The organism is Arthrobacter sp. V1I7 (assembly GCF_030817015.1).
Classification (GTDB): Bacteria; Actinomycetota; Actinomycetes; order Actinomycetales; family Micrococcaceae; genus Arthrobacter.
The window spans coordinates 2,430,984-2,446,071 of sequence record NZ_JAUSYS010000001.1 but is presented as its reverse complement, the minus strand read 5'-3'; the positions used below and the strand labels follow the sequence as shown (position 1 = coordinate 2,446,071).

General features: G+C 63.5%; 12 protein-coding genes. All 12 read left to right on the top strand.

The window, feature by feature from the left end:
* Positions 1-92 precede the first annotated feature (92 nt).
* The 12 genes from QFZ69_RS11325 to QFZ69_RS11270 all read left to right on the top strand — a co-directional run bounded on the left by QFZ69_RS11325 (position 93) and on the right by QFZ69_RS11270 (position 15,070).
* Positions 93-1,187 (top strand): aromatic ring-hydroxylating dioxygenase subunit alpha, encoded by a 1,095-nt coding sequence (locus QFZ69_RS11325; protein WP_306918223.1) that lies wholly within the window; start codon positions 93-95, stop codon positions 1,185-1,187.
* A gap of 34 nt (positions 1,188-1,221) precedes the next feature.
* Positions 1,222-2,232, top strand: a complete 1,011-nt coding sequence (locus QFZ69_RS11320) for a PDR/VanB family oxidoreductase (protein WP_306918221.1) — start codon at positions 1,222-1,224, stop codon at positions 2,230-2,232.
* Positions 2,233-2,502: 270 nt separating this feature from the next.
* Positions 2,503-4,233, top strand: a complete 1,731-nt coding sequence (locus tag QFZ69_RS11315) for a CocE/NonD family hydrolase (RefSeq protein ID WP_306918218.1) — start codon at positions 2,503-2,505, stop codon at positions 4,231-4,233.
* A 1-nt stretch (position 4,234) separates the two neighbouring features.
* Positions 4,235-5,530, top strand: coding sequence for an ABC transporter substrate-binding protein (locus QFZ69_RS11310; protein WP_306918216.1), 1,296 nt, complete (start codon positions 4,235-4,237; stop codon positions 5,528-5,530).
* Positions 5,531-5,566: 36 nt separating this feature from the next.
* A complete protein-coding gene (locus QFZ69_RS11305) occupies positions 5,567-6,391 on the top strand; it encodes an ABC transporter ATP-binding protein (RefSeq protein ID WP_306918214.1) in 825 nt (274 codons plus the stop codon).
* Entirely contained in the window at positions 6,391-7,194 is an 804-nt protein-coding gene (locus QFZ69_RS11300) for an ABC transporter ATP-binding protein (protein WP_306918212.1), read from the top strand. Before QFZ69_RS11305 ends, QFZ69_RS11300 begins: the two co-directional genes overlap by 1 nt.
* Positions 7,187-8,092 (top strand): branched-chain amino acid ABC transporter permease, encoded by a 906-nt coding sequence (locus QFZ69_RS11295; RefSeq protein ID WP_306918210.1) that lies wholly within the window; start codon positions 7,187-7,189, stop codon positions 8,090-8,092. Before QFZ69_RS11300 ends, QFZ69_RS11295 begins: the two co-directional genes overlap by 8 nt.
* Positions 8,093-8,097: 5 nt before the next feature.
* Positions 8,098-9,237: a branched-chain amino acid ABC transporter permease gene (locus QFZ69_RS11290; protein ID WP_306918208.1), complete on the top strand. Its 1,140-nt coding sequence runs from the start codon at positions 8,098-8,100 to the stop codon at positions 9,235-9,237.
* A gap of 95 nt (positions 9,238-9,332) precedes the next feature.
* Positions 9,333-10,424 (top strand): NAD(P)-dependent alcohol dehydrogenase, encoded by a 1,092-nt coding sequence (locus QFZ69_RS11285; protein WP_306919663.1) that lies wholly within the window; start codon positions 9,333-9,335, stop codon positions 10,422-10,424.
* Between the two features lie 11 nt (positions 10,425-10,435).
* A complete protein-coding gene (locus QFZ69_RS11280) occupies positions 10,436-11,890 on the top strand; it encodes an aldehyde dehydrogenase family protein (RefSeq protein WP_306918206.1) in 1,455 nt (484 codons plus the stop codon).
* Between the two features lie 157 nt (positions 11,891-12,047).
* Positions 12,048-13,139 (top strand): LLM class flavin-dependent oxidoreductase, encoded by a 1,092-nt coding sequence (locus tag QFZ69_RS11275; RefSeq protein WP_306918204.1) that lies wholly within the window; start codon positions 12,048-12,050, stop codon positions 13,137-13,139.
* Positions 13,140-13,273: 134 nt separating this feature from the next.
* A complete protein-coding gene (locus QFZ69_RS11270; RefSeq protein WP_307000117.1) occupies positions 13,274-15,070 on the top strand; it encodes a sigma-54-dependent Fis family transcriptional regulator in 1,797 nt (598 codons plus the stop codon).
* Positions 15,071-15,088: the final 18 nt, after the last annotated feature.

Below are 15,088 nucleotides of genomic sequence, written 5' to 3'. Positions count from 1 at the left end.
TTATCCCGATAGTTACCGAGGTATCAAATTTTTCATACATCCGATCCGGGGGCGTTAATGTCGATGCGGCCCGGCGACAGGAAGGAAGAACCGTGACAGCTATCCGGACGCAGAGCTCCACCACGAACAAGGTCCTCGGCTATCCGCTGAACGTCTGGTATGTCGCCGCTTGGGATTACGAAGTGACCCGCAAGCCGATGTCCAGGCGGATCGCGGACCGCCCGCTGGCCTTGTACCGCACTGAGGACGGCAGGGCGGTGGCCCTTGCCGACGCCTGCTGGCACCGGCTTGCCCCGCTGTCCATGGGCAAGACCGTGGGCAAGGACCAAATTCAGTGCCCCTACCACGGCATCATTTACGACTCGGCGGGTCGCTGCGTGTCCATGCCTGCGCAGGAGACCATCAACCCCAGCGCCACAGTGCCGTCCTTCCCCGTGGTGGAGCGCCATCGTTACGTTTGGGTGTGGCTCGGCGATCCCACCAAGGCTGACCCGGAGCTCGTACCGGACATGCATCAACTGGACTCCAAGGAATGGGCGGGCGACGGCGAGACCATCTACGCCCCCTGCAACTACCAGCTGGTGCTGGACAACCTGATGGACCTCACGCACGAGGAATTCGTCCACTCCTCATCGATAGGCCAGGAGGAGCTTAGCGAATCCGACTTCGTGGTCACGCACGACGGCGGCACCGTCACGGTTGCACGCTGGATGTTCAACATCGACGCACCGCCGTTCTGGCGCAAGAATATGCGCGATAAGTTTCCCGGCTTCGAGGGCAAAGTAGACCGCTGGCAGATCATCACCTTCCGCTCGCCGTCCGTCATTAACATCGACGTGGGAGTGGCGAAGGCGGGCACCGGCGCCTTCGAAGGCGACCGCAGCCAAGGCGTCAACGGCTTCGTGATGAACGCGATCACGCCCGAAAGCAACAAGTCATGCCACTACTTCTGGGCGTTCATGCGCAACTACCGCCTGGACAGCCAGCTCATCACCACCCAGCTGCGCGAAGGCGTACACGGCGTCTTCGGGGAGGACGAGGCCATGCTCGCGGCGCAGCAGGCCGCCATCGACGCAAACCCGGACTACGAGTTCTACAACCTCAACATCGACGCCGGCGGCATGTGGGTGCGGCGCCTCATCGAACGCCAGCTCGAAACCGAGGGACGACTGGTCCCTGTCGCCTAGCGCGGGACAGCAACGAGATAGGTCTGAAATAGTCATGGCAGCAACAAACATTGAAGTCTGGCAGCTGGGAACAGTTGTCGAAGTCCGGAACGTCGCCACCGATATCCAGCGCATCGTGATCGAGCCGGCCCTGCCCCGGACGGCGGAACCAGGCTCACATATCGATGTGATGGCCAGAATTGAGGGCCACACCGATAAACGCTCCTACTCGGTCGTGGAGTCAAGCGAGGACGGCGCACGCTTGGTGATCAGCGTGCTGAGAGCTCCGCTGTCCCGCGGCGGCTCAGTCTTCATGCACACCCTCCAGCCGGGGGACCAGCTGGAGATGACCCAGCCGCTGCAGAACTTTCCGCTCCGGGTGGGGGCGGAACGCTACATCTTGCTGGCCGGCGGCATCGGCATTACGGCCATCATCAGCATGGCCCGCGTACTGAAAAACCTGCGGATGGACTACACCTTCGTATATGCAGGCCGCAGCCGTGCGGCCATGGCCTACCTGGCGGAGCTGCAGGAGCTGCACGGGACGAACCTCGTGGTTCACGTGGACGATGAGGGAACGTCCCTGGACGTGAACCGGCTGGTGGCCAGTGCCGCTGACGGCACCGAACTGTACATGTGCGGCCCCATCCGGCTCATGGACGCCGTCCGTCGCAGCTGGACCGAGCGCGAGCTCAGCTACCCCAACCTGCGTTACGAGACTTTCGGCAACAGCGGTTGGTACGACCCTGAGGAATTCATCGTCAAGGTTCCCGGCCTGGGACTGGAGGTTCCAGTGGTGCAGGGCCGGTCCATGCTCGAAGCCCTCGAGGATGCCGGAGCCGACATGATGTTCGACTGCCGCAAGGGCGAATGCGGGCTTTGTGAGGTCCGAATCCTCAGGCTCGAGGGTGCCATCGACCACCGTGACGTCTTCTACAGTGCCAGGCAGCAAAACGCCACCGAGAAAATGGCCTGCTGCGTCTCCCGGGCCGTCACCTCAAAGACCGGCCTGATGGCCGAGGCGTCTGTCTTCGGTCCGGCAGTGGTGACCATCGAAGTCCCCTGACCGCCAGGGCGGACATTGAACGACGACGGCGGCGGCTACACTGCCGCCGTCGTCGGCCTTGCCTGAAGTAAGGCCAACCGGCTTCCTGATCGATGCCGTGCCAGGTCGGCGGCTGCGATGGGGCTCTTTCGGCCTGCCCGAAACCAGCCAAATTGACAGTCTCAATTTGAGACAAATGATCCCGGACCGGCCACGTAGTGTATGTGAGACGCCTCACAGTGGGCCAACGGAGCAACGCTGCTCCGAGAGCGAAAGGTTGCTTGTCAGGCTATGACACAGACCATGGAAACCATGGAATCCCGGGTGATGGAAAAAGTCCGGATTCCAATGCGGGACGGAATCGTCCTTGTCGCTACGGCCTATCGCTCCTTGTCAGCAGAGCCCCAGCCAGTGCTTCTTGTCCGGACACCGTATGTGGAGTCGATGGCGCGGACGCTGCCCGTGGCCCCGGCGCTGGCCGCCGGCTTCGCCGTCGTTGTCCAGAACTGCCGTGGGACTGCAGAGTCCGACGGTGTGCTCCAGGCCTTTGAAAACGAGTCGAACGATGGCCTGGACACTATTGCCTGGCTCATCGACCAGCCCTGGGCAAACGGTCAGGTGTGCATGTTCGGAGCCTCATACCTTGGGATGGCGCAGCTGGCTGTCAGCGGGAAGAACCCCGAAGGACTGGCCGCCATCGTCCCGATCGTCGCGACGAACAACTACCGGGACGGACTGGTCTACAGGCAGGGAGCCATGCAGCTCGGGCAGGGCCTGGGGTGGCACATGCTGAAGACGGCCCAGACGCTGGGGGAGCGGGCACAGCGCGGGCAAGACATTGCGGCGCAGATGGGCGCGTTCCTGGGCATGACACGCGACATGGAAGCGACCTTCCGCACGTTGCCGCTGACTGATCTCACAGCGATCAGCGACGTCCTGCCCAGCTGGACGACGTGGCTTGAGAAGGAAACGGACAGCGGTTACTGGGACGGGATCAACTACACCAAGGACCGGACCCGAACAGCCGTACCGGCCCTGCACGTCGGCGGCTGGTTCGATCTTTTCCTTGCCGGCACCCTGGACAACTACACCGCGATTGCCCACGGAGCCGAGACCGAGGAGGCCCGAATCAATCAGCATCTGGTGATCGGGCCCTGGACGCACGCAGACCAGTCCGGGGCGGCCGGAGAGCTGCACTTCGCGGCAGGCGCAGCACAGGTTATCCGCTTGGAAGAGCAGCAGATGCGCTTCCTTCGCGAAAGTGTCGACGGCACCCCGAGTTCGATTCCGCCGGTCCAGATCTTCGTGATGGGGACCGACCGCTGGCGGTCGGAGGAGGAATGGCCGCTGGCGCGAACCGACTGGCAGAAGTGGTACCTGCAGCCGGACGGCTTGCTCAGTGCCACGGTGCCGGCAGGCAACGCAGACCCCCTGCGGTACGTCCATGATCCCCATGACCCCGTGCCTACCGTCGGCGGCGGGACCCTGATCAACGGCGGGCCCGACGGCGGAGCGGGCTATATGCCCGGGTCCCGGGACCAGCGTGTGCTGGACAGCCGCGACGACGTGCTCCGGTTCTCCAGCTCTGTCCTGGACCAGGACATGGAGGTGACCGGCCCGCTAAGCGTCACGTTGTTCGCGGCAACTTCGGCTGAGGACGCGGATTTCACCGCGAAACTGGTCAACGTTTTCCCCGACGGACGAGCCATGGGAGTGGCGGACGGGATAGTTCGTGCGCGCTACCGCAATGGCATGGATACCCCCTCGACCGTGGAACCAGGGGAAGTTTACGAATACACCATCGACCTGGTCGCGACGAGCCAGGTGTTCAAGAAGGGCCACCGAATCCGCATAGACATCGCGAGTTCGAACTTCCCGTGCTTTGACCGCAATTCCGGCACGGGCAAGCTGGCCGGGCAAGTCACACAGGACGACTTGTCGCCGGCAACCCAATCGGTCTTCTGCACGTCAGTTTTCCCCAGCCATGTTCTACTACCCGTAATTCCTTCAAAGGAGAAGTAAAATGACTGCTCGACGACGCGCACTCGCTTTGGCGGCCACCGCCGCCCTCATGCTCACCGGCTGTGCTGGCACTGCCGTATCCAACAATGACGCCGGTTCAGCAGGCCAGGGTGCCAAGGCGCTGGTCAGCGTCCCCGGCTTCGACGCCGCGACGAAAACAATCACCATTGGCTCCATGGTGCCGACGTCCGGGATCTGGGCTCCGGCAGCCACGAACATCACCGGCGCGGAGGCCTACTTCCACAGGGCTACCCAGCCGGGCGGTCCCCTTGAAGGCTTCACCATCAAGGTCAAGAACGTGGACACCGAGTACAACCCGTCAGTTGCAGTTCCGTTGTACAACTCGCTTAAAAGCAACGTCCTGATGTTCACCAACGTGCTGGGAAGCAGCATTACGTCCGCGTTGCTTCCGCAGATGAAGACGGACAACATTCTCGCCGTGCCGGCGTCCTCGGACGAAAAGCTGATCTCCAATCCGAACCTTGTTCCTTTCGGCCCGTTCTATGCCACCTATCACGCTGCGGGGCTCCAGTACCTGGCGGAAAAAGAAGGCCTCAAGGACGCGACGTACTGCGCCCTGCTGCAGGACGATGACTTCGGAACACAGGTTGAAAACGGCTTCAACTTTGCCGCCAAGGAACTCGGCTTGAAAACCGGCGCAGCCGTGCGTTACCCGAGCGGACTCCAGGACTTCACACCGCAGATTTCCAAGCTGAAGGAGGCCGGCTGCGGGGTTGTTGACCTCGGCGGAGCCGGCGCCACCATCCAAAACGCGGCCGTACGCGCCGTGCAGCTGAACTTTGACGCCCGCTGGCTGGCCGGCAACACCGCCTACAACGCCAGCCTCGCCACCGGACCCGCCGCCGACTACATCAAGCAGAATGCCCGCTTCGTGGTCACCGGCACGGAGTGGGGCGACGCCTCCGCCGAGGGCCAAAAGATGATGGAAACGGACATCGCGGCCATCGACCCCGAGGCGAAGCCCATGGCCAACAGTTACCAGACCGGGTACATGGCGGCAGTCACCACGGTCGCCGTCCTCGAAAAGGCCGTCAAAGCAGGTGACCTCTCACGCGAGAAGCTGCTGGACGTCGCCAAGTCGCTGGGCACCGTGGACGACATGGGCCTTGCCGGCGGCGCCTTCAACTACGGCCAGAACCTGGACGAGCGCACGTCCGGCAACACCGTCTCGATCTTCACTGTCGACGAGTCCGCCAAGACCGGCCTGAAGCTGAAGGAATACGGCTTCCAGTCCGAGGTGGCGCAGAAATACAACGCCTCAGTTCTCAGCAAGTAATCCCATGAGCCTGATATGGCACCACAAGGAGAAACCATGAACAGCGAGAGACGGACCGCTCGGCAGAGTCCCGACCGCTCACACGCCGCCAAGGTGCTGTCGGTGGACGACCTCTCCGTCGCCTACAGCGGCGGCGCGATATCCGCCCTTGAGGGTGTGAGCCTTGACGTCTTCGAAGGAGAGATAGTTGCCCTCCTGGGCGTCAACGGGGCCGGGAAGACAACCTTGCTGCGTGCCATATCAGGGCTCTTGGGAATCCATGGCGGCACGATTGCGGGCGGTGCGATTCGGTATCGGGACAGCGATGTCTCGGGCCAAAGCGCCTGGGCCCGGGTTCGCAAGGGAATTTCCATCTCCCTTGAGGGAAGGCGGGTATTCACGGACCTCAGTGTGCGTGACAACCTCAAGGCCGGCGGCTATATCCAGTCCAAGGCAGCCGCCGCGAAGGCATACGAGAACGTGGTGGACCTGTTCCCTGTCCTGGCGCGGAAGAACGACCTCGCCGCGGGGCTGCTCTCCGGCGGCGAGCAGCAGATGCTCGCAGTGGGACGTGCCCTCATGCAAGGGCCCAGGCTGCTCCTGCTCGACGAGCCGTCCCTGGGGCTGGCGCCGCTGATCGTCAACCAGATCAGGGACATCATCGTCGAAATCAATGGACAGGGCTGCAGCGTCCTGCTCATTGAACAGAACGTGGCGACGGCGATGTCCATCGCCGACTACGCCTACGTCCTGGACAGCCGGCGGGTCCAACACCAGGGCACGGCGGCAGCGTTGCTCGAAGACGACACCCTGCGCGATCTGTACCTCGGAATCGCAGCCCCGGCAGCCAGTCAAAAAATTGAGAACGGAGCACGTCACTGATGCTGAACGTGGAAGCGGTGAGGCTCGAATTCGGCGGAGTGGTTGCGCTGAAGGACGTGAGCTTCGATGTGAAAAGGGATGAGCTTTTTGCCATTCTGGGTCCCAACGGTGCCGGCAAGACGTCGCTGTTCAACTGCCTGAGCGGACTCGTCAATCCCACCGGGTCGATCCAGATCAACGGGCAGGAGCTCATCGGCAAGAAACCACATGAGATTGCCGGTATGGGCGTAGCGCGGACATTCCAGAACCTCGGGCTGTTCGGGTCAATGACAGTTGCCGAGAACGTCCTGGTCGGCGGTCACCTGCAGGTCCGTGGCGGGGCCGTCGCAGCTGCCCTCCGTTGGCCAAGCGTCTTCCGCTCAGAACGACAGGCCCGGCAACGGGCCGACGAGCTCATGGAACTCATGGCACTGCAGGCGCACCGCGACACCGTCGTGGGCACCCTGCCGTACGGTATCCGGAAACGCGTGGAGATCGCCAAGGCGGTGGCCTCCAGTCCCGAGCTGTTGCTGCTGGATGAACCGGTGGCCGGCATGAACCACGAAGAAACCGCGACGTTCGTCGATTATGTGCTGGAGCTTAAGGATCGTCTTGGCCTCACAGTAGTGCTGATCGAACACGATGTAGCCATGGTGATGAGAATCGCCGATCGCATCCTGGCCCTTGATTTCGGCGAAGTGATCGGTCTGGGCACGCCGGCGGAAATCCAGCAGAACGAGCGGGTGATCGCGGCCTATCTGGGCGCGACTGACGAGGCCGATGTGCAAACCAAGCTGCTCCTGGAAGGGGCCACCAGTGAATAGTTTCATCCAGCTGACGGCGTCCGGCGTCTCCCTGGGCATCCTGTATGCCCTGGTGGCCATCGGATTCGCCGTCCTGCTCAAGGCCACAGGCCACTTCAACATGCTGCCGGGAGCATTGGTTCTTCTGGGCGCATACCTGACGTACCAGTTCCACGTGCTGTGGAAGCTGGATTTCGTCCTGGCCGTGGCGCTTGCGGCGGTGGGTTGCGCGGCACTGGGCGTGCTGGGAGAGCGGTTCCTCTTTTCGCGGCTTAGCGGAAAGGGCCACAAGTCGATCGAGCACATGTCCGTGTTGCTCGTCAGCCTCGGTTTGATCTCCATTGCGCAGGCCGCGGTGGTGAGTATCTGGGGCCCGTTGAATTATCTCATCGAGGACCCGTGGGGCCTGGATGTGGTCCGGCTGGGAGGCATCGCGATCGCTGTGCGGGACATCTGGTGTGTGCTGTTGAGTCTGATGCTGCTGGGCGTTTTCTACTACATCATCCAGCACACCAGGATCGGCGTGGGCATGCGTGCTGCGGCCAATGATCCCGAAGCGGCACGGGCGCAGGGCATCAACCCCCATGTAATTTCGGCAACGGCCTGGGCCATGTGCGGCGCCGCCTCAGCTTTGGCGGGAATGATGCTTTCCACCGAGATCGGCGGGGGACTGGTGGCCAACCTGGACCAGGTGGCGTTCACCGCGCTTCCAGCCCTCATTCTCGGCGGCCTCTCGTCGCTGCCGGGCTGCGTTTACGGCGGCCTGACACTCGGGCTGGCGCAGACGTACGCGGCAGGGTATGCCCCGGACACCTTCGGACAGGGATTCGCCACCACGCTGCCCTGGGTGGGCCTCATTCTGCTGCTGTTGGTAAAGCCGGACGGCTTCGCCAAGAAACTCGAAACTAGGAAGGCGTGATCCCCGTGGCCGTAACCGACCTGGTCAAGCCCCTGACATCGCACAAAACTGCCACTCGTGGATGGCGTGACGAGTCCCGCCTCTGCCGGTCCACCGGGCAGCGAATCATGCTGGGCGTGGCATTCCTGCTTATTCTCATGATTCCGCTGAGCGTCGGCAGCCCCTTCCTGCTTTCCCTCGGGGGCACCATCGGCGTCTCTGCCATCGCCGCAATCGGGCTCAACGTGCTCTCCGGCTACGCCGGGCAGATTTCCCTGGCGCAAAGTGTGTTCGTCGGCGTTGGTGCCTTCACCGGCGTCGCGCTCGGCAGCATCGCGGAGTTGCCGCTCGTACTCTGGCTCCCGGCAACCGCTATCGGGGGAGGACTCGCCGCAGCCATCGTTGCACCCCTGACGCTGCGGCTCAAGGGAGTGTTCCAGATTGTGCTCAGCCTGGGCCTGATCTTCGTGGGCAACTACATCTTCGTCAATACGCCTTTCATCACCGGCGGCAACGCCGGAATTTCCGCGGCCCCCAGCATGTCCCTGGGCTTCGTTGACTTCGGCAAACTCACGATCGGCGGGATGAAATACACCTACGAACAGGGCCTGTTCATCCTGGTGTGGCTCTGCGTGGCAGCCTGCATGGTGGCAGTGGTAAACATGCACCGAACCCGTTTCGGCCGGTCGATGACAGCCGTCCGCGAGGCGGAAACGGCCGCCCAGATCGCCGGCATCAATGCGGGCAGCGTCAAGATGAAGGCATTCATCATCGCCGGTGCTTTTGGAGGCCTGGCCGGCGGACTCCTCCTGGCCCAGCTGCGCTTTGTCCAAGCGGACCAGTTCGGCATCAGCATGGGCCTTGAGTTGCTGATCATCGCGGTGGTGGGGGGCCTGGGCTCCACGTGGGGGCCTGTGGTCGGAGCCGCCATTATCAGCTCGATCCCCGTCCTGGCCACACAGTATGCGGAGTACATTCCGTTTCTGCAGGAAGACTTCAGCCAGTCAGGGGCCATTGGCATCCCGGTTGGGCAAGTCGGCCTGCTCGTCTACGGTCTTGCCCTGGTACTCGTCATGGTCTTTGAACCGCGAGGTGTTTCGCATTTGCTCCGCAGCGGTGGCCGGAAGGTCCGCTCCCTGGCAACCCGCAGACGAAACGGCGGCTGACCGCTTACCTCCGGTAGGGCACCACGTGCAACATTCATTCAGACGCCGGGCGCCCCTGCGCCGCGGCCGCAACCCGAAAGGACCCCGTGATTAATATGAAGGCCGCCGTGGTCAACCAGGCCGGCGGAGATTTCGAACTCGAGGACGTGCTGCTGGACGAGCCGCGCGCGGACGAGGTCCTCGTCAAACTCGTGGCGACCGGAGTCTGCCATACGGACCTGAGCGTCCGAAACGGAGTCCAGTCGCCCCAGGTTCTTGGCCACGAGGGCGCCGGCATCATCGAAGCTGTCGGTGAGGACGTCCGGGGCCTGGCTCCAGGCGACAAGGTGATCATGTCCTTCGCCTCCTGCGGGGACTGCGACAAGTGCTTTACGGGCAGTCCGGCTCATTGCCGCGGCTTTATCCCACTCAATATGTGCGGGACCCGCGCCGACGGAAGCCGCAGCATCCGGCGGGAGGACGGGCAGGAGATCGGTGGAAACTTCTTCGGGCAGTCCTCCTTCGCGGAATACTCACTGGCCAGTCCACGCAACATAGTGAAGCTTCCGGACAACACGCCAATTGAGCTGTTGCGGCTTCTTGGTCCGCTCGGATGCGGCATCCAGACCGGCGCTGGCGGCGTCCTCAACAGCCTGAATGCCCGGGCAGGGAGCTCCATCGCCATTTTCGGTGCCGGCGGTGTGGGCCTAAGTGCGCTCCTCGCCGCGGTTGTCAGCGGCTGCACCACCATAGTCGTCTGTGACGTGAACCAAAGCCGGCTTGAGCTGGCCCTGGCTCTTGGTGCCACCCATGTGGTCGACGCGCGTGCTGCGGATGTCCGGCAACAGATCATCGACATCACCGAGGGCGGTGCCGACTACTCGGTCGAGACCAGCGGAAACATGACCGCTGTTCGGAACGCTGTGGACGTGCTTGATGTCGGGGGGACGGCGGGACTCATCGGGCTCGGCCGTCCCGGCTCGGAAATCGTTCTGGACCACAGCGTGATGGGCTTCGGACGCCGGCTCGTGGGCATCGTGGAGGGAGACGCCGTGCCCCAAAAGTTCATTCCGGAACTCATCGCCCTGCATCAGGCGGGGCGGTTCCCCTTCGAACGGTTCGTGGAACTGTACCCGTTCGACAAGATCCAGCAGGCTGTCGAGGACAGTGCGGCAGGACACACCGTCAAGGCAATTGTGACCTTTTGAGGAGAAACGGCATGAACCGAACAAAGATGTTCATCGGTGGCGCGTGGCAGGAAACCGCGCAAGGCACGCAGCGTGACTTGGTGAATCCCGCCACAGAGGAAGTCTTCGGCCAGGCAGTGATAGCCACAGCCGAGGACGCCGGGCCAGCCGTTGAGGCAGCCCACAGCGCACTGCCGGCCTGGTCGATGACCTCCGGCGCAACACGGGCGGACCTGCTGGAACGCATAGCCCGCGCGTGGGAGGGCCGGGGCAGTGAAGTCGCGCTTCTGGTCACCCAGGAAATGGGGATGCCGCTCAGGGACTCGGCATTCAATAACGTTGCGGGACCCGTGGCCGTGTTGCGGTACTACGCCGGGATCGCCAGAAACGTTCAACTGGAGGAACGGCGTGCACCCTTTGCCTTCAAGGGCGAGGTGATCGTGCGAAAGAGCCCGGTGGGGGTGGTTGCGGCCGTCGTGCCGTGGAACTATCCGTTGATGCTGATGGCCACCAAGCTGGGCCCCGCGCTGGCTGCCGGCTGCACCGTGGTTATCAAACCGGCGGAGGAAAATGCCCTCAGCGGGTATCTGGTCGCCGACATCATGGCTGAGGCGGGAGTGCCGCCCGGCGTGGTGAACGTCGTGGCGGGCGGACCTGACTTCGCGCGGGCGCTCGTTGCGCACCCCAAGGTCGGGAAGGTCGCCTTCACCGGTTCCACTCCGGTGGGCAGGAGCATTGCCCGGGAAGTCGGCGGGCGGCTCGGCTCGGTGAACCTGGAGCTTGGCGGCAAGTCCGCGGCGGTGGTCCTGGACGACGCAGACCTGGTCCACACGCTGTCGCAGTTGCCCCCGCTGTCCTTCCTCAACGCGGGGCAGACTTGCTTCGCGCAGACCCGCGTCATCGCCACTCCAAACGTTTATGAGGAAATCGTGGAGGGGTACCGGCGCTATGCCAAGTCCCAGGTCCTCGGCTCCCCGCTTGACGAGGGCACCACGATGGGGCCGGTGGTTTCAGGGAAACAAAGGCAGCGGATCAACGAGTACATCGAGCATGGCGTTTCGGCCGGGGCGCGGCTGGTGAGCGGCGGTGTCACAGGCGAGGTTCCTGAGCGGGGCTTTTATGTGCGGCCCACCGTTTTCGCTGACGTGGACAACGCGTGGGCCGTCGCGCAGGAAGAGATCTTCGGCCCCGTCGTCTGCATCATCCGGGCGAAGGACGAGGATGATGCAGTCCGCATCGCCAATGACTCCCCTTACGGTCTGGCCGGTTCGGTGTGGACCGGCGATGTGGAACGGGGGCTGGCTCTGGCCTGCCTGATCGAGGCAGGATCCTTCGGCATCAATGGCTACCTGCCCGATATGGCTGCGCCCTGGGGAGGCACCAAGGCGAGTGGCTCCGGGCGCGAAAACGGGCCTGAGGCCGTGGACGACTTCCTGCGGGCCGACACTATCTACAAGTTCGACGGCGGGGCCGGGCCGACCGCCTGAGGCCTCCTTTTCGGGGAATCCCGGCTCTCCGGGCCGGGATTCTTCACAGTCTCAAAGTGAGACATCAATGAGCTTGCACCGCCGATACTGTGAGATCAAATACATCACCTAGTGATGTGGATTACAAAAAATGCCATCCACTGAAAGGACCTGTTCGATGCTGAACATCGGGATCAACCTTGGCTTCGGAAAGCTGGACGAAAGCCTCACCGACGAGGAAATGTACGACGGCGAGCTCGACCTCGCGGTGCGCGCCGAGGCTCTGGGCTACGACAGCGTGTGGGCTGTTGAGCACCACTTCAGCGACTACTCCATGTGCCCGGACAACCTCCTCCTGCTGGCCAACATCGCAGGACAGACCAAGGAAATCAAGCTCGGGACCGGCGCCATCATCGTGCCGTGGAATGACCCGCTGCGCGTGGCCGAGAAGGCGCTGATGGTGGACACGCTCTCCAAGGGCCGCCTGCTCCTGGGTGTGGGGCGGGGCCTGTCCCGCAAGGAGTACGTACCGTTCCGCATCCCGCTGGAGGAAACCCGCGAACGCTTCGACGAGGCGTCCGCCATGATCTTCGACGCCGTCGAATCCGGAATCATCGAAGGCGACGGCCGCTTCTACCCTCAGCCCCGCGCTGAACTCCGGCCGGGACCGCGCGGCTCCTTCGCGGACCGCCGCTACTGCGTGGCCGGCTCCCCGGACTCGCTCGTCTCCGCCGTGAACCTGCGTGCCCGGCTGATGTCGTTCATCGTTCGTCCGGTCCCGGACCTCATGGGCAACTTCACCAGCTACCGCGAGATGTACGAGGAAAAGCACGGCGTGGTGGCCCCCGCCATCTGCCTGAACGTGAACATGTACTGCCACGAGGACAACGAAGTAGCCCAGGAGCGCCACTTCGAATACATCTCCCGGTTCTTCCACTCCAACGTGGACCACTATGAAATGGCCGGCGACCACTTCGCCACCACCAAGGGCTATGAGCGCTACGCAGATACCGCAAAGCGCATCCAGGAAGCCGGGCTGCAGGGCGCTGCCGACAAGTACGCCGAAACGGCACTCTGGGGAAACCCGGAGCACATCCTGGGCCAGATCGAAGAGATCCGGGACACGCTCGGCGACTTTGAAATCATCATCGCCCCGTGCTTCGGCGGCATGCCCTACGACCAGGCCCGCGCCAGCCTTGAGCTGTTTGCCCGCGAAGTCATGCCGAAGGCCCGCAGTCTGAACGGCCAGAAGGTCAGCGTGGCAGCCTAGGCCAGGCAGGTGCCAGGTGTCGGCCACAGCAAGGCGGCCGGCACCTGGCACCACAACACCATGGTGGGCACGTACGAACGAGAGGCAGGGAAATGACACAGGACGCCAGGACTCCAGGGCAGGGCAGCGCAGCCATGACTGAACAGCCGCGCGTTCCCGGACTTCCCGTTCCCTCAAAGCCGGAGCAGTGGGATCGGATCGGCGAAATCAAACTGGAATTGATCCAAAAGGATCCGCTGCTGCTGGACCCGGATGACTATCCGGAGGTCCGCCGCGACGTCCTGCTCTCCTGGAAGCGGTCGCTGTTGGCCGGGGTGGACCCCTGGTCCACGGTGATTCCGTTCGACGAGGACTTCACGCCGAAGAGCCGGCTCGCCCAGATCGCCCAGCCCATCATGAACCGTCTCGAGGACCAGATCTCCGATCTCAGCTCCTGGGGCTTCCTCACCGACCGGGCGTGCAGGCTCCTCACCGCCGTGGTCGGCGATTCGCCTCAGGCAAAGCGTATGCGGCAGGTGGACCTGCGGCCTGGGCTGTGCTTCGCTGAGGACCAGATCGGCACCAACGGCATCGGCTGCGCGCAGGAACAACAGCAGTCCTTCATCATTTCCGGCACCGAGCACTTCCAGATGCACACGGGGATCATCACCACAACAGGCGTCAACATCCGGGACCCCTACACCAAGCGGTTCGTCGGAACCCTGGGGGTGCACTGCCGCCGGGAGTACGGATCAACAGCGCTTCTGCCGTTGGTGGCTGAAATCGGCAGGTCCATCGAGGCCCAGCTGCTGGCTAGCCGGGCCGACGGGGAGAGGGTCTTCTTCGACGTCTTCCTGCGGACGCAGCGGCGCTTCCGTGGCGCCGTCGTCGGCATCACGAAATCCTTGTTCATCACCAATACCCAGTCTCGGGAACTCGTCGGAGAGGCCGATGAGGAGCTCCTGCGCCGCCTGGCCGAAGAAGCATGCGCCCGGTCCAAGCCCCGAACGGTGCGGCGGCGCCTGAGCTCAGGGATTGTTGCGTCGGTCCAGATCGCACCCGTGGAACAAGCGCGGGGGGACTTCGCAGCAGTGCTGACGTTCGAGCCCGAATCCGCCAACCCCTCTGTCCATTTTGACCTGGGCGGCCGCGACCTCGCAGAGCTGGACCGCCCGGACGCGCGGCGCCAGCTCGGCCAGGCCCTGGCAGCGGGCCACGCAGTACTTCTTACCGGCGAACGGGGAACCGGCAAACGATTCATCGGATCGGAGGCCCTGCGACGGAAGTCGCCCCGTTCCGACGTCGCAGAGATCGACGGTTCTGTGGCACACCTGGACGAGGACCGGTGGCTCAAAGCACTGCAGCAGTCAGTGGAGGACGCGGGATCCATCGTCCTGCTCAGCCACATTGAGGAAATCCCACTGAGGCTGATGACCACCGTGTCCGACCTTGTCGCGAGGGCCACGTGCTCGCTGGTCGGAACAACGTCCGAACAGGTGGACGACGACAGCCCGTCGGTTTTCGTTCGCGAGAGTTTTCCGGTTGTGGTGCCGGTTCCGCCGCTCAGGGAGCGAGCCCACGAGTTCAACGAGCTTTGCCGGGAAATCCTCCGCGAGCTGGAAGGGTCCGATGGCAGAGCCAGTTCCCTTGCAGCGAAGTCCGTCGCTGCCCTCGTGGCCAGCGACTGGCCCGGCAACGTCCGCCAGCTGCGCCAGGTACTGGCCACGTCGCGGATTCGTGCGGCGGGCCGTGAGATCAAGCAGGCAGATCTCCCGGCCCGCTACGGCAGCGGCCAGGCCGGCCGCTGCCTCGGGGAGATGGAACGCGTGGAACGGCAGGCCCTGATGGTCGCCCTCCGCGATGCCGAGGGCAACCGGAACGTTGCGGCGGAAAGGCTCGGGATGTCCCGGGCGACGGTATACCGCAAGCTCAAGCGCTACGAACTGCACTGATGCAGGACAGAGGAGAAG